Consider the following 24,670-nt stretch of genomic DNA (forward strand, 5'->3'; position numbering starts at 1 on the left):
GTGACTGGACTCAGTCACCCAGTAGTGTAGATATTAGCGCTTAAGATATTCGTTAAAGTCGATGTTGCCAGCAGATAGAACTGCTTGAATACGGTTGTGTACGCCTAGCTTACGTAGGATTGCAGATACATGAGCTTTTACAGTTGTTTCTGCAATATTTAGGTTGTAAGCGATCTGTTTGTTGGATTCGCCCTTAGACATGCGCTCAAGTACTAGCAGTTGGCGTCGTGTCAAAGATGATAAAAGTTCTGGCGGAATCTGGTTTTCGTCCTTGCGCTGAGTGCGTCGGCTATCAGGCTGGCTAGCGCGGATAATGTCTGAAGGCAGGTATACGTTGCCGGCAAGAATCTGCTGAAGTGCTTCAGTCATTTGATCACGAGGTGAAGACTTAGTGATAAAGCCAACGGCACCATAGGTGATAGCCTGAAGTACAATTTGTTTGTCTTCTTCTGCTGATACGATTACCACAGGTACTGTTGGTAGATCGTTACGCAATGTGATCAAGCCATTAAGGCCGTTCATTCCAGGCATGTTAAGGTCAAGTAGGATAAGATCTAGCTCTTCCTCATTTTGAGCGATTGTAAGCGCACTATCCAGATCTTCCGTTTCCAGTGTCTGGCAGCCAGTAAAGCTGTTTTCGATAACATTGATGATAGCTTCACGGAACAGCGGATGATCATCCGCGATCAGGATCTTGTACACGACAATATCTCCAATTTCATTATATTTATTATGAGCTTATATTCTCATCCTGAGCTTGTCTCTATCTTACTCCGTGTAAGACTTTAATGCTTGGTAAAATTTAATGCTTCTTTAGTGTAAAGGGTTCAGGGGTGGCAATGCTGGTTTCTAAATCGTGTTCAATCCAGCCATCAGAGCCATTTCTATACCACAGCAAATTAGTGTAACCCCATTCAGAAGCTCTCTTTAAAGCATTCCATGACATCCAGCAATCAGCCGTACAGTATATAATTACTGGAAGGCTTTTGTCGCCGTTTGTTAAGCGCTCTAAATTAGATTGGAAATACTCTGACCAGTCGTCGTCTAGTTCGCCTAAGCCTACGTTAGGAAGCCATACACTATCAGGTATATGGAGTCTGGGTTCCTTTTGAATGAAAACGCGATTCCAGGTGATGGGTTGCACATCTACTAGGATGGGCTTATTTCCCGTTTCTAGTAGGCGGATTACATCTTCTGTTGAAAGTGTTTTCCCGTGTAGGCTTTTTAATGGTGTAGGGCTGCGATAATGGAAATATCGGTAACCTTCTGCTGAAAACAGCTCAAAATCTGTTGTATCAGCATAATCGCTTTTGTCGTCTGCAAAGCCAGTATTTATGAACAATAAAGCGAATAAATACGTTGCGATTTTAAGGTGCCTGATGATGCTTTCCTTACAATTTCTCTACACGCCTATTACACCGTGCGAAAGTGTAGGTCTAAATTCTACCATCGAGCAAAAAAACAGGTACGAAAGTACTATGTCTGCTCACGGCATTGAAGCTTATTTTAAGTTTCTCTATTGTCCCGATAATTTGTAGTGCGTGGGAATTTTATGTTTATTGTCCGTAACCTATTGTTTTTATTTGTTTTTGTCTCTTTTTGTGTGAGTGCTAATGGCGAGCGAAGAGAAATGAAAGTAGCTGTGCTTGCTTCTGGGACAGTTAATTGGGAATTACAGCATATAAAGAATCAAAAATTAGATGAGCTTAATAACTTTGATCTTAAAATTATCAAAGTAGCGAGTATGTCGGCAGCAAAAGTTGCGCTGACAAGTGGTAATGCTGATGCAATAGTTGCTGATTGGTTATGGGCGGCTGAGAGAAATAGCAAAGGTGAATCTTTTAGATTTATACCATTCTCGAAGCAGATTGGGATGGTTATGAAGCCTGCATCTAGTCAGTTGTCTGATCTTTCAGAGCTTAAAGGTAAGAGAATAGGTGTTGCTGGTGGGCCTTTGAATAAAGGTTGGATTTTGCTGAAAGCAGGAGCACAAAAGCACGGGGTTAATCTCGAATCAGATGCTCAGGTTCAGTTTGGCTCGCCACCTTTATTGAGTCAGTCGTTAAAGAGTGGTCGTCTAGATCTGTTGGTCACTTTTTGGCATTACGGAGTAAGGCTTGAGGCTGAAGGGTACAAAACAGTTATTAGTCTTCAGGATATGATGGCAGAGTTGGGTATGACTAGTCAGTTGCCTATGCTTGGCTATCTAGTAAAGCAAGATCAAGTGGATAGTAATCCTGAGTTGATAAATAGCTTTGTAGATGCAGTAATGGCAGCTAAGAACCAATTGTTGAATGAGGATGATCATTGGCTAGGTCTTCGTAAACTAATGAGGGCTGAGAATGACCAGGTTTTTAATGCACTTATTACTGGGTACCGCAATGGCATACCTAGTCATATAACAGCTGATCAGATCGATGATGCGAAGGTATTCTATAAGTTGATTACTCAATTCAAACCATCACTTAAAGGTGCTGAGCTGAACGAAGATATGTTTTATAAGGCAGGTCTATGAGTTCAGCGAGCAATATAAGTCGTTTGAGTGACCAGTTGTTAGCTATATTTGTTCTCTTGGCTTTATGGTGGGGCAGTGCGGCGTTCGTTAATAACGTATTGCTTCCCACACCTGGTGAGGTGTTTAGCGCCTTGCAAGTTGAGTGGTCCGAGCAAAGGCTGTTGGATAGTTTGCTGATTACTTTGCAGCGAGTTGCGATTAGTTTCTTCTGCGCCATGTTACTTGGCGGTCTACTCGGTGTTCTGATGGGGAAATTTTCCACAGTAAACAGAATATTAGATCCTCTATTAATTATTCTTCTGAATGTCCCAGCGCTAGTTGTAATTATCTTGCTTTATATCTGGTTCGGTTTGGTTGAGGCAGCAGCAGTCGGTGCGGTAATCATCAATAAATTACCCAATGTCGCTGTAACCTTGCGTGAAGGTGGGCGCATGTTTGATGAGCAGCTGGAGGAGATGGCCAGAGCCTATCATTTCTCTTTCAAGCAAAAGCTTACAGAATTATGGTGGCCTCAACTGTTTCCTTACATCATGGTCGCGACGCGTAGTGGTTTGGCATTGATATGGAAGATCGTTTTAGTCGTAGAATTGTTGGGGCGCTCTGATGGGGTCGGCTTTCAACTTCATATGGCCTTTCAGCTTTTTGATGTAGCAACAATCCTTGCTTACAGTTTTGCCTTTATCTTTATTGTTCAAATGATTGAGTGGTGTATTTTGCAGCCTTTAGATCGGTATGCTCAGCGCTGGCAGCGAGGTTCAGAACGTGTATAAATTTGCATCTGATAAGATTTGCTACGGCGACGAAACCATTCTTCAACCTATAGAGCTTGAATTAAAAGCAGGCTCAACTATTGCCATTTTAGGTGCTTCCGGCTGTGGTAAAACTACATTACTAAACAAGCTAGCCGGCTTGGCTGAACATGAGATTCATTGCTGGAATAAAGAAAGCATAGATATAGGTTATCTATTTCAAGAGCCAAGGTTGCTTCCTTGGAGAACGATTAATCAGAATTTAGCCCTAATTGAGCCTAATTCAGAAAAGGTCGAAGCAATGCTGGGGGCCGTTAAGTTATCTGGATTTGGCGATCACTATCCTTCACAGATATCATTAGGTATGGCGAGGCGCGTGTCTTTAGCGCGTTGCTTGTTGCTTGATCCCGAGATGGTGTTAATGGATGAGCCGTTAACCTCGTTAGATATGATTACGGGAGAGGAGATGAGGGAATTGATTTCCCATTTGGTTTGCGAAAATCCCAAGCGTTGTATGATCTATGTAACGCATGATCTGGATGAAGCGTTAGCTTTGGCTGATGAGGTGGTTGTGTTAAAGGGGCGTCCTGCCACGGTTTATCTTCATAAAAGTACGAGTGAGTTAAATCGAGCAGAACTCGAATCAGCGTTGAAGGCATAAAAAAGCCTCTCTTCATAGAAGAGAGGCTTTTTGCTTTAAACTGTGCGGCTTATTCTAGCGACCGGACTTCTGAGGTTTAAATCCAGTAACCGCAAAAGCAGTAAAAAACGCTGTAGCAAATGCTGTAATGCCTAATGCTTCAAGGTTTAGTTGCATGTAAAGTGCATAGCGGACTAGTTCAACTGCATGGGTAAACGGATTTGCCATGCAGATCCAATAGAGCCATTCACTTGATTCCTGCATCTTCCAAAGCGGATAGAGTGCAGAAGAAAGGAAGAACATAGGGAAGATAACGAAGTTCATTACCCCCGCAAAATTCTCAAGCTGTTTGATCTTAGTCGAAAGGAATAATCCAAGAGAGCTTAGTAAAAGTGCAACTAGCAGTAATGCTGGTAAGACTGTTAGGTAGCCCATTAATGGTGGTTCTACTTCAACCAATAATGCAACTAATAAGAAGGCATAAACTTGTGTAAGCGAAATCAAGGCCGTAGCGACCATTTTACACAGTAGTAGGTATGGGCGAGGAAGGGGGCTCATTAGCAGTACTCGCATACTCCCCATCTCGCGGTCATATACCATGGATAAGCTACTTTGCATGCCGTTAAACAGCAATATCATGCTGCATAACCCAGGTGCTATGTAAGTCTCATAGGTGATATAGGTATCGTAGGGCTGAATAATGGAGATACCTAACGCTGCTCTGAAGCCAGCAGCAAATACCACTAGCCAAAGTAGAGGTCTGACTAGCGAACTCAGGAATCTAGAGCGCTGTTGTACGAATCGTAGAAATTCACGAACCAGAATGCCATAAAAACAGTTCCAATAACTGGCAAAGCTCATATAGCCTCCTTTGCTGGCTTTTCAGTTAACTGGTGGAAGGCGTCAGTGAAATTATCTAAGCCCGATTGATTCAGCATCTCTGATGCTTTGTCATTAATCATTATCTGCCCTTTATTAAGTAAGACAATGTGGTCTTCTTCCTTGATCTCTTCCATTAGGTGGGTAGCCCAGAGCACGGTTAGCTTTTCGTCTGTACAAAGATTACGGACATGGGTGTTAAGTGCTCTGCGTGTCTGAGGGTCAAGGCCAACGGTTGGCTCGTCCAGTAATAGGATTTCTGGTTGATGAAGTAGTGCGCGAGAAATTTCCACTCTGCGTCTGTGGCCACCGTTAAGGCTTCTTACCTTGTCATTGGCCCGATCAGACATCTCCATGCGTTCTAGCTCAAGCATGATTCTATCGCCTGCTTGGGTTTTTGATATACCATGCAACGCAGCGTGGTATAAAAGATTTTGCTGAACGGTAAGGTCTAAATCTAGGGTGCTTTGCTGAAAAACAACGCCTAGTTTTTTCATTAGGCTGGAGGGTTGCTTCTTGATGCTAAGTTCGTTGATGCGAATGTCGCCCGTTTGCATAGCGTTTAAGCGAGTAATTAAGGCAAACAGTGTTGATTTACCTGCGCCATTAGGGCCTAACAGACCATGGAACTCCCCTGGCTCTAGGGAAAAGCTAATATCCTTTAGCGCCTGTCTAGGGCCGTAGCTAAAACTTACGGATTCTACATGGATACTCATTGCTGAATCTCTTTGCTATATAAACAAAATTGGCCCACGAGAGTGGGCCTTATATGTTTCAAAGGGTAGGTAAGCTGCTATGGCTTAACTTTTACACCCCATGGGTAGCGGCCAACCTTAATGCTTTTTACAGCTTTCATTTTGCTAACATCAATAACCGATACATCACCGCTAATACCGTTGGTTGTTAGGAGCTTAGTTTGATCTTCGTTGAAGTCCATGTGCCAAACACGACGACCAACTAGGATATAGTCTTCAACTTCATAGGTTTTAGCGTTTACAACTGCAACGTGGTTAGCTGGGCCGAGCGCTACAAATGCATATTTACCATCATCAGATAGGCGGATGCCTACCGGTTGAATACGGTCTGGGTGTACGCCTTTGATTTCGAATGTAAGCTTTTTAAAGATTTTGCGGGTTTCTACATCGATAACAGAAACTGTGCCGCCAATCTCAGAGCTGGCCCATAGGATCTTGCTGTCTGTGCTGAATTCAACATGACGCGGACGCTGATCAACAAGTGTATTGTCAATCAGCTCGTAAGTGGTGGTATCAATCCAGTGAACCATGTTGGTTGTTTCACTAGTATTTACCGCAACTTTACCATCTGGGCTTACAGCCATGCCTTCAGGTTCTACGCCAACATCGATTTGAGCAAGAACTTCGCTTGTTTGTGTATCAACGATTGTCACTAAGGCATCGTCTTCATTGGAGATGTATAGGTGGCGATCGTTAGGGTGAAGTGCAAATTGCTCAGGGTCTTCACCTGAAGGTAATTCGCCAATAATCTTTTTAGATGCTAGGTCCATAATCTGCACAGTATCTGAATCAGATGCGCAGATATAAAGCTTTGTGTAGTCTTTCGAAAACAGAATACCGCGAGGGCGCTCGCCGACGTTTAATGTCTCAATCACCTCCATGCTGTCTAGGTCGATGATAGAGATGGTGTCGTCTTTTTCGTTCGATACATAGGCAACCTCAGCGTGCAGTAATGGCGAGGCAATTAAAATACCTGCAGCAAGTGGTTTTAATAACTTTTTAAAATTCATAACTACTCCAATTATTATTTGCTGCATTTAACTTCGGCTTTATCAAAGCCCAAGGTATCAAGTTCATTTACAGGGTGAAGGAATCCATCCTGTGGGGATTGTGATACAAGAGAGCGTGGATGGACAAGAGGAATTGGTTGTCTTAACTGCCCATTCCACTCTCTATAGTTAAGTTTTCTGCCTTTAAAGCCAGCTAGTTCGAATTTTTCAGAGCGAATATACTCGTAAGTGACTTTAGGGTCGGCTGAGTTCGTGCGAGTTACTGCTTCACCTACGCTTCGTACGGCAGCCCATGATGCATAATCATCATCGGTCATCCAACGTTTAGCTAGTTTGTCAAACCGGCTTTGCAGTTGGGCTGCGCCCCATTGTTCTACAACACGGTGCCATGTAACAGGGCTAAGACCTTGTGTGCCAACTACAGGTCTTGGAAGCCAAGTGTTATACAAAACGTATTCACCAAAATCGCCGCGTTCATCTGCTACAAAGACGACATCGTACTCTTTAGTTTGTGTGAAAAGTGGCATTTCACTCTGAGCGGTACGGCGTAAATCGGTATCGTAATCCCACTGTTTCTCGGCAACTATCTTTATACCGAAACGCTTAGCGGCACGTTTGAATGCTTGGGTGTACGCTTTGTCTTCTTCTTTTTGGCCTGAAATAACCAATACTTTGTTTAAGCGCTTCGCTTTCAGCCATTGCGCAAGTGCATCCGTCAGCATTGCTCGGCTAGGTAGGGTATGAAGTAATGAGTTGTTGCACTCTTTGCTTCTGAGTTGATCTGAAGGGGAGCCAGAGTTAAATACTACTGCATCATCAGGAAGCGTTTTGTCGATAGCTTTTAGGGTTTGGCTTTGGGCATTGATAACAAAAAAACGAATACCTTGTGCATAGAGATCAGAGGCTTTGCTGATAAGTTCTTCAGGGCTTTCTGAATCGAAATGTTGCAGTGAATATTTATGTTTTAAGAAGCGGCCAGTTGTGTTGTTGTCGTTGATGCCTAGCTCTGCGCCTTTAAGGCCGGAATCTTCAGGGTCGGGAATAATGTTTGATAAAACCGGGCCATTATCCATCTGCTGCTGAAGATATCCTATGTTAACTTCTAGATTTGCCTGGGCATGTGTTGCGACGGTGAAAAATGTGGCAAGTACCGTCAATGTTGGCTTAGATTGATTTTTAAACATAAAACACGGTTATCTTTATTATGATTTATGCCCAGCATAAGTGGGATTTCGTGAACTCGGAATATGAAGAAAGTAGAAATCAATTAGTACTGAAGTAGGATTCTTTTACCCAGTTCGGTCTTTAGCATTAAGTGCATAAATAATAAGTAATTTAAACCAAGGGTGAATTATGAACGTAATCAAGAATCTTGCTGCTTGCGGCTTAGCTTCTGTTATTGCAATTACTAGTACAGCGGCAGTTGCTGAGGGTGATTTAACACGTAGACCTGCAAAGCTTCCTGATCTTGTTCTAGGAACCGAAGATAACCGCTACCACCTGTCTGAGAAGGAATATAACCTTGAAACAGGTAAGTCATATAAATTAAAGATTATCTCTAGCGGTCAAACTGAATACGCGTTCAAAGCTCCAGGTCTTTTTAATTCAATCTTCTTACGTAAAGTTGAAGCGGGGGATATGGAGATTAAAGCGGCTACGCTTAAAGAGTTGGAATTTGAACAGGAAGGCGAAGCTGAAATCTACTTCGTGCCAATTAAACCAGGTAAATTTGAATTCTTCGCTGAAGGTCTAGAACACAAAGGAATGGAAGGCGTATTTAACGTTAAATAACCAATCCTTATTTAAGCCTGAGTGTTGTTAGTAATACAATGCACAGGCTTTTCCTCTCTTAATCTCTATTCTTTCCTATGATCGTTGCTAAGATGTAAACAATTACTACTTTAGGTGGTAAGATTGTCCTGCAGGTTTATATCTTGGAGTATCGATGAAAATCCTAATTACTGATGATCATTCTGTTGTACGTCAGGGGTACGCTAGCGTTTTGCCTACGGTTATAGATCCATGTGAAATAATCGAGGCAGCAAGCGGAGAGGAGTCTGAGGCGCTGTATTTTGCTGAAAAGCCAGATTTAGTGATTATGGATATCAATCTACCTGGTATCAGTGGCATAGAAGCAGCCACTCGAATCTTAGATAAAGACCGTGATGCGAAAATCTTGTTTTTCAGCATGTACGATGAAGCTTTGATGGTGAAGCAGGCGTTGGATGCTGGTGCTATGGGCTATATAACCAAGTCTGGTTCGCCTAAAACGCTTATCGAAGCAGTAGAAAAGATAAGAGAGGGTGAGGTTTTTATTGAGTATGACTTGATAATGAAACTTGCTCTAAATAACCAAGATGTTTCAGAAGGCCGTCTCAGGGATTTGACGCAGAGAGAGTTCGAGGTCTTTGTAATGCTTGCTCGCGGTCAGAGCAATCGAACAATTGCTGATACGCTTGGCATTAATGTAAAAACAGTCTCAAATTACGTTACTACGATTAAGAGTAAATTGAAGATTGCATCTACAGCGGAACTTGTTCATTTGGCAGTCGATGCCGGGGTTATTAAGTTCGCACCTTGATCTTTATTATTTCTCATGGGTTTAAATAGGTACTTAAGTAGTACTTTGTTTTAGCCCTTGGAGGGATTCTTACCAATAGGGACTCATTTGCATACTTAGAGGATTCTCTAGTTATTTTAGAGAGATCAGTATAGGTGTACTTATGAATGCAGTCCTGCGCTTAAATATATTAGTTTCAGCAGTTTTTGCTGTTGCTTTGTCCATAACAATTTATGAAACCCTTCAGCAAGCAACTAAAGATATAACGCGAGAAGTTACGGCAGGGCTCAGCTTTACGCATCAGTTGCTCAGTGTGGCAGTCACAGATAGCGGCTTACTTAATAGCATGCTTGAAGGGGATACGCGCCATGTAAAAATTATTATTGTTGACGATTCATTAAGTGGCGGGGAAGTAGGTGCAGATGACGACCTGTCATCTGAGATGGATGATGAAGTTCCTGATTGGTTTATGGAATTAATACCGGGACTTGATCGACTCACTGAAAAAGAATATTACCGTTATCTACCAGATGGTAGGGCGCTTAAGCTACAAGCCGATCCTACCGATGAGCTAGAAGAGGTTTGGGAATCTGTTCAACACGTATTTGTCCTATTTATGCTTAGTGCATTGCTTTCTAATTTAGCAATCTATGTTGGTGTGCGTCAGGGGATTAAGCCTGTATCAGATTTCCTTGCTGCATTAAATGAAATTGAAAAGGGTCGTTATACTGCTCGACTTGAAGAGTATTCTATCAAGGAAATCAATCAGTTAGCAGGTCATTTTAATTCTATGGCTCATTCCCTTCAGGAGGCTCAGAGCGATAACTTAAAGCTGACCCATGAATTAATGCGTTTGCAGGAAACTGAGCGTGCTCATCTTGCCAGAGAGCTTCATGATGATCTTGGGCAGTATCTCACGGGCATTAAAGCCCAAGCCTATTTAGTAAAAGAAAACTCATCTAATACCGATTTAGTTGCTTCAGTTGGTAATCAGATATCGATTAACTGTGATGCTATGCAAACTAGTTTTAGGCAACTAATAAGAGAGTTGCATCCAGTTATATTGGAGCAGTTGGGCTTGTTAGATGCGATACGTACGCAGGTAGATACTTGGCGTCAATCACATCAGGTTAAAGTGTCGTTAGACCTGCCAGATTTTATTCCTTCGTTAGATGATGAGACTAATACACATATCTATCGAATACTTCAGGAGTCTTTAAATAATGTGGCTCAGCATTCTCAGGCTGAACATGTTTTGGTTAGGGTTGTTTTTGATGGTGATACCCTTGCTCTTCGAGTTGTGGATGATGGTGTAGGGTACGTTGATTCTGGGTCTCAGGGGTTGGGGCTTAGGTCGATGCAAGAGCGAGCTCGTTGTATGTCAGGTGAGCTCATGATTAATAAGTTAGATAAAAAAGGGAGTGAAGTTGTTCTGCAAATCCCTTTGGTACAGGAACTGGTATGAAAATAATAATAGCGGATGATCATGCTGTAGTGCGTCAGGGTTATGCAAGTCTTTTATCGACAATGCTTGCTCCATGTGAAGTACTTGAAGCTGGGAGTGGTGATCAGGCATATAGCATGTGTCAGTCTGAAAATCCTGATGTTGTTATCATGGATGTAAACATGAATGGTATCAGTGGTATTGAGGCAACTCGTCGAATCTTACAGCGTTGTCCTGATATCAAAATACTTTTCTTCAGTATGTATGATGAGATACCTGTAGTAACTCAGGCTTTGGATGCGGGCGCTAAAGGCTACATTACTAAAAGCTGTACGCCTGAGGTTTTGATTGAGGCGGTGACTAAGGTTGCTGGCGGGCAGCTTTATGTTGAGCATGAGTTGGCCATGCGTTTAGCTGTTTCTCGCCCCGAGCAGATGGATAAGCGCCTTAAGGAGATGACCCAGCGAGAGTTTGAGATCTTTGTTATGTTGGCTCAAGGTAATAATGTAAAAGAGATCTCTGAGCAGCTTTGTATCAGTAGTAAAACGGTTTCTAACTACACAGCGATACTGAAAAGTAAGTTGAATATAGGTTCAACGGCAGAATTGGTTCATCTCGCAATAGAGACAGGTCTCGTGAAAGTGGGGACTAATGTAAGCTAATATTGGTTTAGGTATTAAAAAGGCGCATAGAACAAAGTTCGATGCGCCTTTTTTGTTATTTGGGATTAATTCTTAGACCAGCCAAATGGGCAGCCTTTGCAGCCTTCCATATATGTTGCTTGGAAAGTAGCATAGTGTTTTCTTACGCCTGTGAAATCGGCATTTTCTAAAGACGCGGCATTAAGCTTTGCTTCCTGTAGATTGGCGTTTTTAAGGTTGGCGCCGGTCAAAATGGCTTTTGTCATCCAAGCGATTTCTAGATTTGCAGCCTGGAGATTAGCTTCTACGAATTTAGCGCTACTAAGGCGAGAGAAATTTAAATTTGCACCATGTAAATTTGCGCGATAAAAATTGGCGCCCTGTGCGAACAATGCCCAGCCATTGATAGCTTCAAGATTGGCGTGGCTAAGGTTTGAGCCTCGAACTGTTGCATGTCTCATGTCCGCGCGAGCTAGATCTGCATTGGTTAGATCAGCTTTTTCCATCTTGGTATTTTTAAGAACTGCATGGCGAAGGATAGTACCGCTTAAGTTTGCGCCAGTTAGATCAGCTCTAGATAGATCTGCATTGCTTAGATCCGCACCCGACAAATCAACTCCCGGGCATTTTGTATCTGGGGCAATGGTGCAGCCATTAATAACGAGATCATCTGCAGTGGCAAGTTGGCTGGACAATAGGAGCGTAATTAATATTGTTTTTTTCATATCTCTATCCTAAAAAGCCCGCGAGCATTGGGGAGCTCGCGGGCTTGGGTTACATCAAGTAGTAACTATTAATGCTTAGGTAGTTTGAATACCCAGAAAGAACCGCCCTGTGATACAGGCTTAGTTAGGTCGGCCATGTCGCCACCCCATAGAGGTACCGCGCCGCCGTAACCGCTTGCTAGACCGATGTACTGCTCGCCATCTTCTTCCCAAGTGATAGGGGAGGATACGATGCCGGAGCCGGTCTGGAATTTCCAAAGTTCTTCGCCAGTCTTAGCGTCGAATGCTTTGAAGTAACCGTCACCAGTACCAGTGAAGATTAGGTTGCCTTTAGTTGCAAGAACACCGGACCATAGAGGTAGTTTCTCTTTGTGAGACCATACGATTTTGCCAGTCTTAGGGTCTACTGCACGAAGTACGCCTACGTGGTCGTCATACATTTTTCTGATACGGAAGCCTTGGCCTAGATAGGCAGCACCGCGTTTGTAGTGAACTTCTTCAGTCCAGTAATCTTCTTTCCAGTGGTTGGCGCCAAGGTAGAATAGGCCAGTGTCTTGACTGTAAGCCATAGGGTTCCAGTTTTTGCCTCCTAGGAAAGGTGGAGAAACTTCAACTGACTTACCTTTTTTCTTACCTGGCTCTGGTGGTGGTGGACGTTGGCCTTCAACTTCAACTGGACGACCAGTCTTTGGATCAATATGTGTAGCCCAAGTGATATTATCTACAAATGGGAATCCACGGATAAAGTCACCATTTTGACGGTCAACAACGTAGAAGAAGCCATTTCGATCTGCATGGCCAGTGGCTTTTATTGTTTTACCGTTTTCTTCATATTCGAACAGGACAAGTTCATTATTGCCGGAGAAGTCCCAAGCATCGTTTGGAGTGTGTTGGTAGAACCACTTAACTTCACCCGTAGAAGGATCTACTGCAACCTGGCCAGAAGTGTACAGGCTGTCGTAGTCAGCTGGGTTGCCGCCTGGCGAAGTACGAGCCCAGCCGTTCCATGGTGCAGGGTTACCAGCACCTACAATTATCGTGTTTGTTTCAACGTCGAAGCTAGCTGACTGCCATGGTGCACCACCACCGTGGCTCCATGCTTCAACTTTGCCTGTTGGTGAGTTTGGATCATCAGGCCAAGATGGAGCTTTTGGATCACCTGTTGGAGTGCTCTTCTTGCCGTCTAGGCGACCGTAGTGGCCTTCAACGAATGGACGCATCCAGATCTCTTCTCCAGTTTTAGGATCGCGAGCGAATAGTTTACCTACTACGCCGAACTCATCACCAGAAGAACCGTGGATAAGCATTGCTTTACCAGTTTTCTGATCTTTGATGATCGTAGGTGCACCAGTCATAGTGTAACCTTCAGTGTGATCAGCAAATTTCTTCTTCCAAACGCGCTTACCAGTTTTCTTGTCTAGAGCTACGATAGCTGCGTCAAGAGTACCAAAGTAAACAAGATCGCCGAAGATTGCAGCACCACGGTTAACTACGTCACAGCAAGGGCGGATGTCGTCTGGTAGACGGTAAGAATAAGACCAAATTTTCTTACCAGTTTTAGCATCTAGTGCAAACATACGAGAGTAAGAACCAGTTACATAGATGATGCCATCGTGTACTAGTGCTTGAGTTTCTTGGCCACGCTGTTTCTCATCACCAAAAGAGAAAGACCATGCAGGCGTCAGTTTCTTAACGTTTTTATCGTTAATTTCTGTCATGTCGCTCCAGCGCTGTGCTTTAGGTCCGATTCCGTAACCTAGAACGTCTTCTGGAGTGTTCGCATCATTTTTGATGTCGTCCCAAGTAACTGGTTTAGCAATAGCGGCGCCCGCTACTAAGCTAAGACCGATTGCAGCGCAAAGCGGCTTTAAGCCTGTCATGTTTATTTTTTTTGTCATTTTTATAAACCCTAGTGTTATAGGAAAGTCATAACTTGCGATTGAAATTCGCTGATAACCATTCTCGTCTTAAGGGTGGATATGCGACAACGGCAGGATTCCCTGTTAATCAGGGGTTAAGTCCTGTTTGTGCAGGATGAAATCCCGAGAGTCTTAGGGAGAAGTCACGTACTAATAAAGAGGGACTAGTGCTCAGGTATGGATAGATGGCGTACAAAATGCTACTTAGGTTGCAATCTGGGTCGACATTCCTACCAAGGGAGTAGTTTTTGGAACCCAAAGTACAATTCTTGCTGATTTTGCACACGCAATATCATATATGCAAACAGCTGGAGTGGGTGGCTTTGGCTTAATGTAGAGATGATCGTCAGGTATCTGAACACGCAGATATCCCTCAGTCAGTATTTTATTTAACTGTGGAAGACGAGAGTATAAAAACTAAAGTGGTGAAAAAAAGATGTCTATCAACAAGAAACTTTTGAGCATGACTACAGCGGGTATGTTAGCTGCAGTTATTTCTGGCCAAACTATGGCGCACGGTGATGTAACTCCACAGGCTATCGATGTAACAGGCCTAAAAGTTCTAGGTGAAGAGTGGGTTGATTCTAACCCTTACACTGAAGATTACGAGAACCGTGAACTAGCAGTTAAAATCGGTGAGTCTGCTTACACTCAGAACTGTGCACGTTGTCACGGTCTTGATGCTATCTCTGGTGGTATCGCCCCAGACCTACGTTACCTAGAGCCAGGCGTTGATGGTGACGAGTGGTACTCTTACCGTGTTCAAAACGGTGCAGTACGTGACGGTCGTGTTTACATGCCAAAAATGGCAGAACACCTAAGTCAAGAAGCTCTATGGGCTATCCGTGCTTGGTTAGAAACTCGTGCTACGGATGAGTAAGTTAAGCGCTTCTAACGCTATAATTTTCACTTGCGCCAGCCTGCTTAGCAGCCTGGCGCAAGCTCGTTATTACGACGATGTAATTGATAGCGGGTATATTAGGGTTGGTTTTTATCGTGATTTCCCACCATATTCTTATATGGAAAACGGCAAAGCTGTTGGCGTGGATGTCGAAGTCGGTAAGAAAATTGCTGAAAAGCTTGGTGTTGAATTCCGGGAGCACTGGATTACACCAGATGAAAACCTTGAAGATGATTTAAGAAATAATGTCTGGAAAGGACATTATCTCGATAAAGATGAAGAAAATGCATTAGCACTGAAAACCATTGCTGATGTGATGATGCGTGTTCCGTACGATCGTGAATACAGCTATATGCAGGATTCAACTGGCGCCGTTATAAATGAAATGGTTGTTATGTTTGGTCCTTATCAGCGTGAGAGCTGGAAGGTTGTTTACGATAGCGAAAAGTTAGATAACGTTTCTACAGTGGCGGTATTTCAGTATCACCCTGTAGGTGTAGAGGTTGATAGCCTACCTGCGTTTTATCTGACTTCAGCTTTTGGTGGGCGAATGCGTGATAAGACTCATCATTATCCTAATGCGCGTGAAGCATTCAAGGGTATGGAGTCTGGTGAAGTTGATGCCGTTATGGCGATGCGCGCTGAAGTGGATTGGTTAGTCAGTAAGTCGGGCGACAGTAAGTTCAAGCTAGGCGTAAATGGTTATCCTAATATGGGTAAGCAGAAATGGGATATAGGGATGGCTGTTAAACATACCTATAGACAGCTTGGCTATGCTGTAGGTGATGTTGTCGAAGCTATGGTTCGTTCCGGTGAAATGGAACAAGTTTATAGCAAGTACGGTCTCAGTTATGAGATGCCTGCTTTTTACCAGGATGTAAAATAGCTTTATAAAGCAACGCTCGAAGAAATAGCATTCAAATAATAATAAGAGGATGCCATGTTGAAGCGAAATGTTGCAGCACTTTTGATAAGTGCTGCTATTCCAATTGCTGGTTATTCAGGCCAGCAAGATCCACTAGAGTCACCTCTATGGGATCATATGCGTGCCAAGTTTATTGGAGATCAGGAGTATGTGTTTGATAGTAATGTCAAAGTCACTGTGCCTGAGTTTGCTGAAGATCCTACACAGGTGCCTATTACTGTTAATGCGGAAGCGTTAGCAGGGAAGATCGATAAGATTATTGTTTTTGCCGATCTTAATCCAATTCAGCATATCTTTACTTATTATCCCCACAAAGAGATAGTGCCTCGCCTTTCTATGCGCATTAAGGTTCAGCAGGCTACAGCGATTAGAGCTGCTGTTCTTTCTAAATCTGGTGTTTGGCATGTAGGTGGTGGTTACCTTGATGCTGCTGGTGGTGGGTGTACAACACCTAGCGCTGCAGCTGCTAATAACTACTGGCAGGACCATCTCGGTGAGATGAAAAGTAAGTTTTTCCCGAGAGAGAAGGGTGGTCGCTACAAACTAAAAGTCGTTCATCCGATGGATACCGGCTTAGTTAGTTCAATTCCTGAATTCTATATAGAGAATGTTGAGGTCCGCAATTCTGAGGGATTGCCACTTGCAAAATTAGAGTTGTCACAACCTGTCAGTGAGAATCCAGTTCTGACTTTTGATGTCAGAGATGGTTCTCAAGGTCATCGTATCTGGATGCGAGACAATGGCGGAAATGAATTCGAGAACGCACTCTAGGAGTTGAATGATGAAGAAGTTGTTATTGGCGTTGTCTGCAGCAACGGTTATTCATTCTGCTTCCGCAGCGCCGCTTTCTTATGATTTAAAACCGCAAAAAATTGCTGATAACACTTGGTTGTTGAAGGGTAAATTAGAAGACTTTTCAAAGAGCAACGGCGGCAATATTGTAAATACCGGCTTTATCGTTACAGAAGATGGTGTCGTTGTTATCGATACTGGGCCTTCTCTTAGATACGGTAAAGCATTAAAAGAGGCTATCAAGAGTGTTACGGATAAGCCTGTAAAAGTTGTTTTTAATACTCATCACCATCCGGATCACTTTTTGGGGAATCAGGCTTTTTCTGATGTAGATATTCTTTCTCTCCCGGGTACGCAGCAAGGAATAGCGCTTCATGGAAATGCTTTTGCTGAAAATATGTATCGGCTAGTTGGTGATTGGATGCGGTCGACCGAGGCTGTTACGCCAACTAAGGCTCTCGATGTTCAGTTGATGCAGCTTGGTTCGCATAGATTACATTTACTTCCTTTTACGGGTCATACCGGCTCAGATTTGGTTGTACTAGATGAGAAGACTGGCGTTGTGTTTGCCTCAGACATGGTTTTCTATCAGCGAGCTTTAACAACACCGCATACACCGGGTCTTAATCAATGGAAAAAAGAGATTCAGAAGTTAAGGGATCTTGATTATAAAATTATGGTGCCAGGTCATGGGTCGGTTGTTAAGGATGCTAGTGCCTTAGATCAAATGCTTGCCTATCTAGATTGGTTGGATCGGGTTTTAGAGCAAGCAGCAGAAGATGGATTAAGCATGACAGAAGTGATTAAACTGCCGATCCCCAAAAAATTTGATGGTATTGCATTAAGTAAGCGGGAATTTGCCAGGACTGTTGCGCACCTTTATCCCAAATATGAAGAGCAGGCTTTTTGAGTCTGCTTTTTTGTTGTAAATATTAAAAATCAAATTAAATCCTCATTATTTAGGTTTATTCCTTTCTCTGGCTAGTTAAGCGGCAATTCCTGTCTATACTCTTGTTTGTAATTTGACTAATGGTCTATTGAATAGGCCGTTAAGCTTCTGAATTTATTTAAAAATAGCGGTATTACTACCAAGGGACTAGAAAAGTACTTCCGCTGTTTAATTGTTGTATTTGCTGTAAAACAAAACAATTGCCTTCATGATTCGGGAAAATTTCCCGGCTCTCTTCTGAACGCCAAAAAAAAAATATCCGTAGAGGAAGCGTACAATGAAAAAATTCGCACTGTCTGCTCTTGTTGCAGCGATGTCTGTTGCAGGCACAGCACAGGCTGGTGTTACTGATAAAGATATCATTAACGACCAGATGACTGTTGAAGATGTTGTAACAAATGGTATGGGCCCACGTGGTCAGCGTTACAGCCCGATGACAAAAATCAACACTAAAACTGTTAAAGACATGCGTCCAGTATGGGCGTTCTCTTTCGGTGGTGAGAAACAGCGTGGTCAGGAATCACAGCCTGTAGTTAAAGATGGTGTGATGTACGTTACAGCTTCTTACTCTCGTGTATTCGCTGTTGATGCAAACACTGGTGAAGAGCTTTGGGAATACAACGCACGTCTTCCTGATGGCATCATGCCTTGCTGTGACGTAATCAACCGTGGTGTTGCTCTATACGACGACCTAGTAATCTTTGGTACTCTTGACGCTAAACTAGTAGCTCTAAACGCTAAGACTGGTAAGGTTGTTTGGAAGAAAAAAGTAGAAGACTACAAAGCTGGTTACTCAATCACTGCAGCTCCTCTAATTGCTAAAGGCAAAGTAATCACTGGTGTATCTGGTGGTGAATTCGGTATCGTTGGTAAAGTAGAAGCTTACGATGCTAAGACTGGTAAACTTGCTTGGACTCGTCCAACAGTTGAAGGTCACATGGGTTACATCTGGAAAGATGGTAAGAAAATGGAAAACGGTATTTCCGGTGGTGAAGCAGGCAAAACTTGGCCTGGCGACCTTTGGAAATCCGGTGGTGCTGCAACTTGGTTAGGCGGTACTTACGATCCTGATGTAGACCTACTATTCTTCGGTACTGGTAACCCAGCACCATGGAACTCTCACCTACGTCCTGGTGACAACCTATTCTCATCTTCTCGTGTAGCTATCGACCCAGATACTGGTAAGATCGTATGGCACTTCCAGACTACTCCACACGATGGTTGGGATTACGACGGTGTAAACGAGCTAGTTTCTTTCGACTACAAAGCAAACGGTAAAACAGTTAAAGCAGCAGCTACTGCTGACCGTAACGGTTTCATGTACGTTCTTAACCGTGAGAATGGTGACTTCATCCGTGGTTTCCCATTCGTAGACAAGATCACTTGGGCTAAAGGTCTAGATCCAAAAACTGGTCGTCCAATCTACGATGATGCTAACCGTCCAGGTAACCCAGCAGACTCTAAAGATGGCAAGAAAGGTACATCTGTTCTAGCTATTCCATCTTTCCTAGGTGGTAAGAACTGGATGCCTGTTGCATACAGCCAAGACACTGAGTTGTTCTACGTTCCTTCTAACGAATGGGCAATGGACATCTGGAATGAGCCAACTGCATACAAAAAAGGTGCGGCTTACCTAGGTGCTGGTTTCACAATCAAGCCTATGAACGACGAGTACATCGGTGTTCTACGTGCGATGGATCCAAAAACTGGTAAAGAAGTATGGCGTCACAAGAACTACGCTCCACTATGGGGTGGTGTTCTAGCGACTAAAGGTAACCTAGTATTCTTCGGTACTCCTGAAGGTTACCTAAAAGGTCTAAACGCTAAGACTGGTAAAGTTGAATACGAATTCAACACTGGTTCTGGTATCGTAGGTTCTCCAATCACTTGGGAACAGAATGGCGAGCAGTACCTATCTGTAGTATCCGGTTGGGGTGGTGCAGTACCTCTATGGGGTGGTGAAGTAGCTAAACGTGTTAAACACCTAAACCAGGGCGGCACAGTTTGGACATTCAAACTACCTAAGTAAGTTTTTGACTTACAACTGAGTGATATTTCGATATCACTCAGCCTGTCCCAGCAAAAAAGCCAGCATTAAGCTGGCTTTTTTTGTGCTTAAAATAAAACGTGGTTAAATCAAATCTACGATGCTGTTGAAAGCAATTACTACGCGGTCTTTTTGGCCGAAATAGGGTAGGGCTGAATGCTTTAAGTAAGAAGGGAATATTACAATCTGGCCTTCTACAGGTTGGAAGTCCCAGAAGCCTTGTTCGCTTAGATAGGCTGTGCCGGCATCACCATAATGATCGGCGTTGTTTCGAGGATCATAAAAGCGATTGATACCGTTGCGAGTACCCAATTCACACTCACCGACATCTAAATAATAGATTCCACACCATGAGCAGTTTGGGTGGGAATGGATATCATGGTAACCGCCATCCTTAGTTACATGGAACCAGGATTCAATGATGGTTGCATCACACTCAGCACTTTCGGGCCAGTATGGCATATTAACCTGCGTAGCAATGACCGAGAGTAGCTCCTCAAGCATGCGTCTAAGCTCAAGGATCACCGGTTCATCAGATTCAAGAAAGCAGAGCTTGCTCTCAAATAGCTGATGCTTTGCGCTTACGGCTACTTCGCTGGCAATAGCTTTAGTTTGATTGTGAAGCTTTTGGTAGTTGTAGATGTAATTGAGAAGATCTTCTTTTAAGAACTCGTGATCAGGGTTTGTCGTAACAAACAGTGGAGAGGTCCAAGTGTTGATGGATTCAATTTCTGGGCTTTCTGAATACATGATCCGATTCCAAATTAAGAGATCGGATCATTTTAATCTTGTAGTTGTTATTTAGCTATGTAAGAAGTGCGCTCATTTGTCCTGCATCAGTTGATCGTTTTTGGGATCAGGTGTGCCTACCCAGCTAACTTCCAATTCATATGATATAGATCGCGCTAAACCGTCGAGATCAGGGAAAAGTGTCGCGCTACTGATATTCATTCGATAAAGCGCTTCCATTGCCTCTTTTCTGATTTCAGGGCTAAGGACGATCTTAGCGAGTAGTGGCTCATCGTATTCGTAGTTATTTAAGAGCTCTTCAACTGAAACATCGATTCTGCCAGGCAGCATAAAAGTACCTGCCTGGGCGACGATTCTTCGATCCATCGACCATGGTTCGCCAGGCCAGACGATCGGGTAGTTATTTGAAAGGTAATATTTGCCAAGGCTGTCAGTCGTACGAGGGTCAATTGCATCTCTTGTGAGCTCCGGTAAGCCCGGTGGTGTTGCTTTGTGCCATAGAGCAGGGGTGTTGACTGCATAAACAGCAGCAGGCGTTGTGCAAGATTGTAGGGCGAAGTAGCTTGCTACGTAGGGTGACTTGGTAAAGTCTAAAAGCCGGGTTGGTGCGCCGTGGTGTTGCATAAGGGCTAGGCAACGAAAATCATCTTTAAGTGCGCTGGTATCATTTAGGAAATAGTGAGCTTTACGTTTAAATACACGAATGGCCCTGCTTTCTCGTTCATGCCATTTGCTTTGGGGTACAAACTGCTTGAGGCGTCTAGTGAGCGAACTCTCAAGGCTCCATTCCGCGTCCCGTTGACCACGAAATGCCCAGCCACGGAGTTCTTCTGACTCAACTAAAGCAAGAAATTCTTGCCAAGTAGATACTTGGTATAACTTCGTCATAGTTCCAGCCTCGTAATTTATTCGCCTTGAAAATCCCTTATAGCATAAGACTATAGCTAATTGATGTTTATTTATATGGGGTGCGAGCTTTAAAAATAAGATGCGTGTTCTGGAATTGTCTTTGTTAATCAGTGGGTTAGTGTCGGATCTTATGCGTGGCCTGGGCTCAATCTCTAAAAGCCCGTAGGGGTGGGGCCTCGATAACTAGTACTAAATAATTAATTTTTCAATGCCAAGGGATGATACCTGTAATTCTTGCTGGATAGCTAATATTGGTTGGTAAAGTAAATTAACTGTCAGTAGAGACGGCAGTAAGATAAATATAAAGAGGCACTTAGAAGATGATTTACGCTAAGCCGGGTACAGAAGGTTCAGTTGTTTCCTTTAAAGAACGTTATGGCAACTTCATTAACGGTGAGTGGGTAGCTCCTGTTAAAGGTGAATACTTCACCAATAACTCGCCTGTAACTGGTGAACCAATTTGTGAAATTCCTCGTTCCACTGCTGAAGATATTGAATTGGCACTGGACGCTGCTCACGCTGCACAAGAGTCTTGGGGCAAAACTTCTCCAATCGAACGTCAGAACGTTCTTCTGAAGTGTGCTGAGCTAATCGACGCTAACCTTGAGCGTTTGGCTGTATCTGAAACTTGGGACAACGGTAAAGCAGTTCGTGAAACTCTAGCTGCAGACGTTCCTCTAATGGCAGATCACTTCCGTTACTTCGCTGGCTGCATCCGTGCACAAGAAGGTTCTATCGGTGAGATCGACGAAACAACTGTTGCTTACCACTTCCACGAGCCACTAGGTGTTGTTGGTCAGATCATCCCTTGGAACTTCCCGCTACTAATGGCTGCATGGAAAATTGCTCCAGCACTAGCAGCAGGTAACTCCATCGTACTGAAGCCAGCTGAAGCGACTCCAGTATCTATCCTTATTCTTCTTGAATGCATCCAAGAAGCTCTACCAGCAGGCGTACTGAACGTTGTAAACGGTTTCGGTGGCGAAGCAGGTCAGGCTCTAGCATCTAGCACTCGTATCGCTAAGATCGCATTCACTGGTTCTACTCCAGTTGGTTCTCACATCATGAAATGTGCTGCAGAGAACATCATTCCATCTACTACAGAGCTAGGTGGTAAGTCTCCAAACATCTACTTCAACGACGTTATGGCTCAGGACGATGAGTTCGTAAGCAAAGCAGTTGAAGGTGCGGTACTAGCATTCTTCAACCAAGGTGAAGTATGTACTTGTCCTTCTCGTCTTCTAGTTCAAGAAGATATTGCTGATGAGTTCCTTGCTAAAGTTGTTGAGCGTATGGGTCAGATCAAACGTGGTAACCCACTAGATACTGAAACAATGGTTGGTGCGCAGGCTTCTCAAGAGCAGTTCGACAAGATCCTAGGTTACATCGACATTGGTCGTGACGAAGGTGCTGAAGTACTAGCGGGCGGCGGTATCGAAAAACTAGACGGTGATTTCGGTAGCGGTTACTACATCAAGCCAACTCTTCTGAAAGGTACAAACGACATGCGCGTTTTCCAAGAAGAGATCTTCGGCCCAGTAGTTTCTGTAACTACATTTAAAGATGAAGCAGAAGCACTAGCTATCGCGAACGACACTGAGTTCGGTCTAGGTGCAGGCGTATGGTCACGTGACACTAACGTTGCTTACCGCATGGGTCGTGGCATTCAGGCTGGTCGAGTATGGATGAACTGCTACCACCTATACCCAGCACACGCTGCGTTCGGCGGTTACAAGAAATCTGGTGTAGGTCGTGAGACTCACAAGATGATTCTTGAACACTACCAGCAAACTAAGAATATGTTGGTTAGCTACAGCGAAAGTCCTCTAGGCTTCTTCTAATCGGAAGTCCACGAGAGCTGGCATCTGAACATTGCTAGCTCTCAAGCAAGCTATTTCATGTAGCTTCTTGCGTTTATTGCGGCCCCTTTGAGGGCCGCTTTTTTATGTCTTAATTCTGCCTAGACTTAGGGTGTTAGTATAATTGGTACTTTAGGTCTGTCTCATTTCCCGAAACCCCTGAAATTAATTTTTAGATGTTAAGATTATTTAACACTCTGATTTAAAGGGAGGTTTTCGAGCGTAATACTTTATCTATCCTTATTTTAAGTTTTGTCTCTGTGAGTGCTTTTGCCTCTGTAAAAGACTATCAAGTAGAACGGCTCATAATGATGAAGTCTGATTGTGTCGAACAGAGCTTAGTGCGTAATGAGACCGAAAGTGGTGGTCTATTGTTTATTGCACAATGTAAAAACCTGAGTCATTACCCAGATGGCGTGAAGGTTTTGTGTGATGACTCAGAGGATGAGCGTAGCTGTAAGCTGCAAACGAAAGCTAAGTCTTATGATCATCTCCGCTTACTGCAACAGAATTAGGATTTCTTATTATGTTTGTTAAGAAGTGCTCTATATTGGCTCTTGTGTCCACTGGCTTGCTAGCAGCATCTTTATCTTCTTCTGCTTCTGCTTCTGCTTCTGCTGATGTGAATACGGCATTTGAACAATGCAGGGCTATAGTACAGCCAGACAGGCGGTTGGAGTGTTACGATAATTTAGATTTAAAAGCGCTGAGTGCAAAGAAGCCAAATTTTGCAGGTAAGCGCACAGCGAAAACGGAGATCTTTAAGATCTCTGAGCCTACCCAATTAAGGTTTCAGAGTGACGGTGCCATCTTTGTATTAGCGTTGCACGATAGTGAAGATAATATCGTTCAAAACCTCCACATAGGTGGAGGTGGTGAAGATACTTACTTGATCGAAGAAGTCGGCGAATATTATCTGCGTGTTAATGGATCTACTACATGGCGTATTTGGTTAGAAAAGCCATAATTATCGTTTAATAATCTACAAACCTTTGCTATTACCTCCAATACGATAGATTAGTAGGTCTTCATCGTCTAGAACCTTGAAGGTCGCTGTCGTCGCTGCGTTATTGGGTATCTGGAATTCATGATTAGAAAGCTTTTCGGCTTTATAAAGCTGTTCTGGAGGGTTGAGCATCAGTTCGACAAACTGTTCTGTTGACCATGTGTATGTTTTAACGGGTAGGCCATATGCTTTTGCGACTGTGAGCTCGTCGGATGAGCTACCAATTAGATCAAGGTAATAGCACTCGGTAACATGGCACATCAGCCCCATTCTTGTATCTATCAAATAGCTATCTGCGGGTAAGGTTCTTGGTATGCTGTAGCATCCACCTAAGGCAATTAAACAAAAGCCCGTGATTATCTTTTTCATTAGCCTGTCTCTATCTGATTATCCTGTTACAACAGTCTTACGTATTGCTGTAGGGTTTGGACTCTGTCTGTATGGGCCAGTCTGGATAAATTATAGATCGATTAATATATATAGATGTTAGACATGTAGTGCCCAGTTTCTCGCCCAATTAGTCTACCTGTTTTTATCTAAATATCTTCAATTCATAGTGTTGGATCTAATTCCGTTTAGTTATTTCTAATTAGGAGCCATATCAACGATCTTAGTTGTGTAAATATTTTTCACTATCCCTTTATGTAAATGATTTTCTCGGCTGTCACAACCATTGATAGGTAAGAGTATGTAAG

Annotated in this window: 26 protein-coding genes; 15 read left to right on the plus strand and 11 right to left on the minus strand. The window is 43.3% G+C overall.

The window, feature by feature from the left end:
• Positions 1 to 33 precede the first annotated feature (33 nt).
• Both ACMXYW_RS07615 and ACMXYW_RS07620 read right to left on the minus strand, forming a co-directional pair.
• On the minus strand, positions 34 to 702 hold the full coding sequence (locus ACMXYW_RS07615) for a response regulator (RefSeq protein ID WP_415881377.1): 669 nt from the start codon (positions 700 to 702) through the stop codon (positions 34 to 36).
• A 100-nt stretch (positions 703 to 802) separates the two neighbouring features.
• On the minus strand, positions 803 to 1,342 hold the full coding sequence (locus tag ACMXYW_RS07620) for a rhodanese-like domain-containing protein (RefSeq protein WP_415905778.1): 540 nt from the start codon (positions 1,340 to 1,342) through the stop codon (positions 803 to 805).
• Positions 1,343 to 1,630: 288 nt separating this feature from the next.
• On the opposite strand from ACMXYW_RS07620, the gene ACMXYW_RS07625 reads away from it, so the two are divergent.
• Genes ACMXYW_RS07625 through ACMXYW_RS07635 form a run of 3 tightly spaced genes read left to right on the plus strand, consistent with a single transcriptional unit; the run spans position 1,631 to position 3,925 of the window.
• Entirely contained in the window at positions 1,631 to 2,515 is an 885-nt protein-coding gene (locus tag ACMXYW_RS07625) for an ABC transporter substrate-binding protein (RefSeq protein WP_415905779.1), read from the plus strand.
• Positions 2,512 to 3,285: an ABC transporter permease gene (locus tag ACMXYW_RS07630; RefSeq protein ID WP_415898357.1), complete on the plus strand. Its 774-nt coding sequence runs from the start codon at positions 2,512 to 2,514 to the stop codon at positions 3,283 to 3,285. The genes ACMXYW_RS07625 and ACMXYW_RS07630 overlap by 4 nt, the downstream gene beginning before the upstream one ends.
• Entirely contained in the window at positions 3,278 to 3,925 is a 648-nt protein-coding gene (locus ACMXYW_RS07635; RefSeq protein ID WP_415905780.1) for an ABC transporter ATP-binding protein, read from the plus strand. The genes ACMXYW_RS07630 and ACMXYW_RS07635 overlap by 8 nt, the downstream gene beginning before the upstream one ends.
• Before the next feature lie 54 nt (positions 3,926 to 3,979).
• Here ACMXYW_RS07635 and ACMXYW_RS07640 read toward each other — a convergent pair whose 3' ends face one another.
• The 4 genes from ACMXYW_RS07640 to ACMXYW_RS07655 form a co-directional block, all read right to left on the minus strand.
• Positions 3,980 to 4,765, minus strand: coding sequence for an ABC transporter permease (locus ACMXYW_RS07640; protein ID WP_415898355.1), 786 nt, complete (start codon positions 4,763 to 4,765; stop codon positions 3,980 to 3,982).
• Positions 4,762 to 5,499: an ABC transporter ATP-binding protein gene (locus ACMXYW_RS07645; protein ID WP_415905781.1), complete on the minus strand. Its 738-nt coding sequence runs from the start codon at positions 5,497 to 5,499 to the stop codon at positions 4,762 to 4,764. The genes ACMXYW_RS07640 and ACMXYW_RS07645 overlap by 4 nt, the downstream gene beginning before the upstream one ends.
• A 77-nt stretch (positions 5,500 to 5,576) precedes the next feature.
• Complete coding sequence (locus ACMXYW_RS07650) at positions 5,577 to 6,548, minus strand: YVTN family beta-propeller repeat protein (RefSeq protein WP_415905782.1); 972 nt, start codon at positions 6,546 to 6,548, stop codon at positions 5,577 to 5,579.
• Positions 6,549 to 6,562: 14 nt separating this feature from the next.
• Positions 6,563 to 7,732, minus strand: coding sequence for an ABC transporter substrate-binding protein (locus ACMXYW_RS07655; RefSeq protein WP_415898352.1), 1,170 nt, complete (start codon positions 7,730 to 7,732; stop codon positions 6,563 to 6,565).
• Positions 7,733 to 7,901: 169 nt separating this feature from the next.
• Here ACMXYW_RS07655 and ACMXYW_RS07660 point away from each other — a divergent pair, with 169 nt between their 5' ends.
• The 4 genes from ACMXYW_RS07660 to ACMXYW_RS07675 all read left to right on the plus strand — a co-directional run bounded on the left by ACMXYW_RS07660 (position 7,902) and on the right by ACMXYW_RS07675 (position 11,214).
• A complete protein-coding gene (locus ACMXYW_RS07660; RefSeq protein ID WP_415898351.1) occupies positions 7,902 to 8,339 on the plus strand; it encodes a copper-binding protein in 438 nt (145 codons plus the stop codon).
• A gap of 154 nt (positions 8,340 to 8,493) precedes the next feature.
• Positions 8,494 to 9,129 (plus strand): response regulator transcription factor, encoded by a 636-nt coding sequence (locus ACMXYW_RS07665; RefSeq protein ID WP_415898350.1) that lies wholly within the window; start codon positions 8,494 to 8,496, stop codon positions 9,127 to 9,129.
• 142 nt (positions 9,130 to 9,271) lie between these two features.
• On the plus strand, positions 9,272 to 10,573 hold the full coding sequence (locus ACMXYW_RS07670) for a histidine kinase (RefSeq protein ID WP_415905783.1): 1,302 nt from the start codon (positions 9,272 to 9,274) through the stop codon (positions 10,571 to 10,573).
• Positions 10,570 to 11,214, plus strand: a complete 645-nt coding sequence (locus ACMXYW_RS07675; protein ID WP_415905784.1) for a response regulator — start codon at positions 10,570 to 10,572, stop codon at positions 11,212 to 11,214. Before ACMXYW_RS07670 ends, ACMXYW_RS07675 begins: the two co-directional genes overlap by 4 nt.
• 65 nt (positions 11,215 to 11,279) lie before the next feature.
• On the opposite strand, the gene ACMXYW_RS07680 is transcribed toward ACMXYW_RS07675, so the two are convergent.
• On the minus strand, positions 11,280 to 11,918 hold the full coding sequence (locus ACMXYW_RS07680) for a pentapeptide repeat-containing protein (RefSeq protein ID WP_415905785.1): 639 nt from the start codon (positions 11,916 to 11,918) through the stop codon (positions 11,280 to 11,282).
• A 68-nt stretch (positions 11,919 to 11,986) separates the two neighbouring features.
• Complete coding sequence (locus ACMXYW_RS07685; protein ID WP_415905786.1) at positions 11,987 to 13,816, minus strand: PQQ-dependent methanol/ethanol family dehydrogenase; 1,830 nt, start codon at positions 13,814 to 13,816, stop codon at positions 11,987 to 11,989.
• A 457-nt stretch (positions 13,817 to 14,273) separates the two neighbouring features.
• Between ACMXYW_RS07685 and pedF the strand changes: the two genes are divergently transcribed.
• From pedF to ACMXYW_RS07710, 5 genes are all read left to right on the plus strand, one after another.
• Positions 14,274 to 14,717 (plus strand): cytochrome c-550 PedF, encoded by a 444-nt coding sequence (gene pedF, locus ACMXYW_RS07690; RefSeq protein ID WP_415888261.1) that lies wholly within the window; start codon positions 14,274 to 14,276, stop codon positions 14,715 to 14,717.
• Positions 14,710 to 15,624 carry a substrate-binding periplasmic protein gene (locus ACMXYW_RS07695; protein WP_415905787.1) on the plus strand — a complete coding sequence of 305 codons (915 nt, stop codon included), beginning with the start codon at positions 14,710 to 14,712 and terminating at the stop codon, positions 15,622 to 15,624. The genes pedF and ACMXYW_RS07695 overlap by 8 nt, the downstream gene beginning before the upstream one ends.
• 54 nt (positions 15,625 to 15,678) lie before the next feature.
• Positions 15,679 to 16,434, plus strand: a complete 756-nt coding sequence (locus tag ACMXYW_RS07700; RefSeq protein WP_415905788.1) for a quinoprotein dehydrogenase-associated SoxYZ-like carrier — start codon at positions 15,679 to 15,681, stop codon at positions 16,432 to 16,434.
• Positions 16,435 to 16,444: 10 nt separating this feature from the next.
• Complete coding sequence (locus tag ACMXYW_RS07705; protein WP_415905789.1) at positions 16,445 to 17,365, plus strand: quinoprotein relay system zinc metallohydrolase 1; 921 nt, start codon at positions 16,445 to 16,447, stop codon at positions 17,363 to 17,365.
• Between the two features lie 316 nt (positions 17,366 to 17,681).
• Positions 17,682 to 19,433 (plus strand): PQQ-dependent methanol/ethanol family dehydrogenase, encoded by a 1,752-nt coding sequence (locus ACMXYW_RS07710; RefSeq protein WP_415898342.1) that lies wholly within the window; start codon positions 17,682 to 17,684, stop codon positions 19,431 to 19,433.
• Between the two features lie 102 nt (positions 19,434 to 19,535).
• Here ACMXYW_RS07710 and ACMXYW_RS07715 read toward each other — a convergent pair whose 3' ends face one another.
• Positions 19,536 to 20,201 (minus strand): putative 2OG-Fe(II) oxygenase, encoded by a 666-nt coding sequence (locus tag ACMXYW_RS07715; protein WP_415898341.1) that lies wholly within the window; start codon positions 20,199 to 20,201, stop codon positions 19,536 to 19,538.
• 72 nt (positions 20,202 to 20,273) lie between these two features.
• Positions 20,274 to 21,089: an FRG domain-containing protein gene (locus tag ACMXYW_RS07720; RefSeq protein ID WP_415898340.1), complete on the minus strand. Its 816-nt coding sequence runs from the start codon at positions 21,087 to 21,089 to the stop codon at positions 20,274 to 20,276.
• A gap of 341 nt (positions 21,090 to 21,430) precedes the next feature.
• Between ACMXYW_RS07720 and ACMXYW_RS07725 the strand changes: the two genes are divergently transcribed.
• From ACMXYW_RS07725 to ACMXYW_RS07735, 3 genes are all read left to right on the plus strand, one after another.
• Positions 21,431 to 22,951 carry an aldehyde dehydrogenase family protein gene (locus ACMXYW_RS07725; RefSeq protein ID WP_415898339.1) on the plus strand — a complete coding sequence of 507 codons (1,521 nt, stop codon included), beginning with the start codon at positions 21,431 to 21,433 and terminating at the stop codon, positions 22,949 to 22,951.
• A gap of 329 nt (positions 22,952 to 23,280) precedes the next feature.
• Entirely contained in the window at positions 23,281 to 23,484 is a 204-nt protein-coding gene (locus tag ACMXYW_RS07730) for a hypothetical protein (RefSeq protein ID WP_415905790.1), read from the plus strand.
• A gap of 11 nt (positions 23,485 to 23,495) precedes the next feature.
• The gene (locus ACMXYW_RS07735) at positions 23,496 to 23,936 is read left to right on the plus strand and encodes a hypothetical protein (protein WP_415905791.1); all 441 of its coding nucleotides are present in this window, start codon (positions 23,496 to 23,498) and stop codon (positions 23,934 to 23,936) included.
• A gap of 15 nt (positions 23,937 to 23,951) precedes the next feature.
• Here ACMXYW_RS07735 and ACMXYW_RS07740 read toward each other — a convergent pair whose 3' ends face one another.
• On the minus strand, positions 23,952 to 24,344 hold the full coding sequence (locus tag ACMXYW_RS07740; RefSeq protein ID WP_415905792.1) for a hypothetical protein: 393 nt from the start codon (positions 24,342 to 24,344) through the stop codon (positions 23,952 to 23,954).
• Positions 24,345 to 24,670: the final 326 nt, after the last annotated feature.

This window comes from Neptuniibacter sp. QD48_55, assembly GCF_047778115.1.
Classification (GTDB): domain Bacteria; phylum Pseudomonadota; class Gammaproteobacteria; order Pseudomonadales; family Balneatricaceae; genus Neptuniibacter.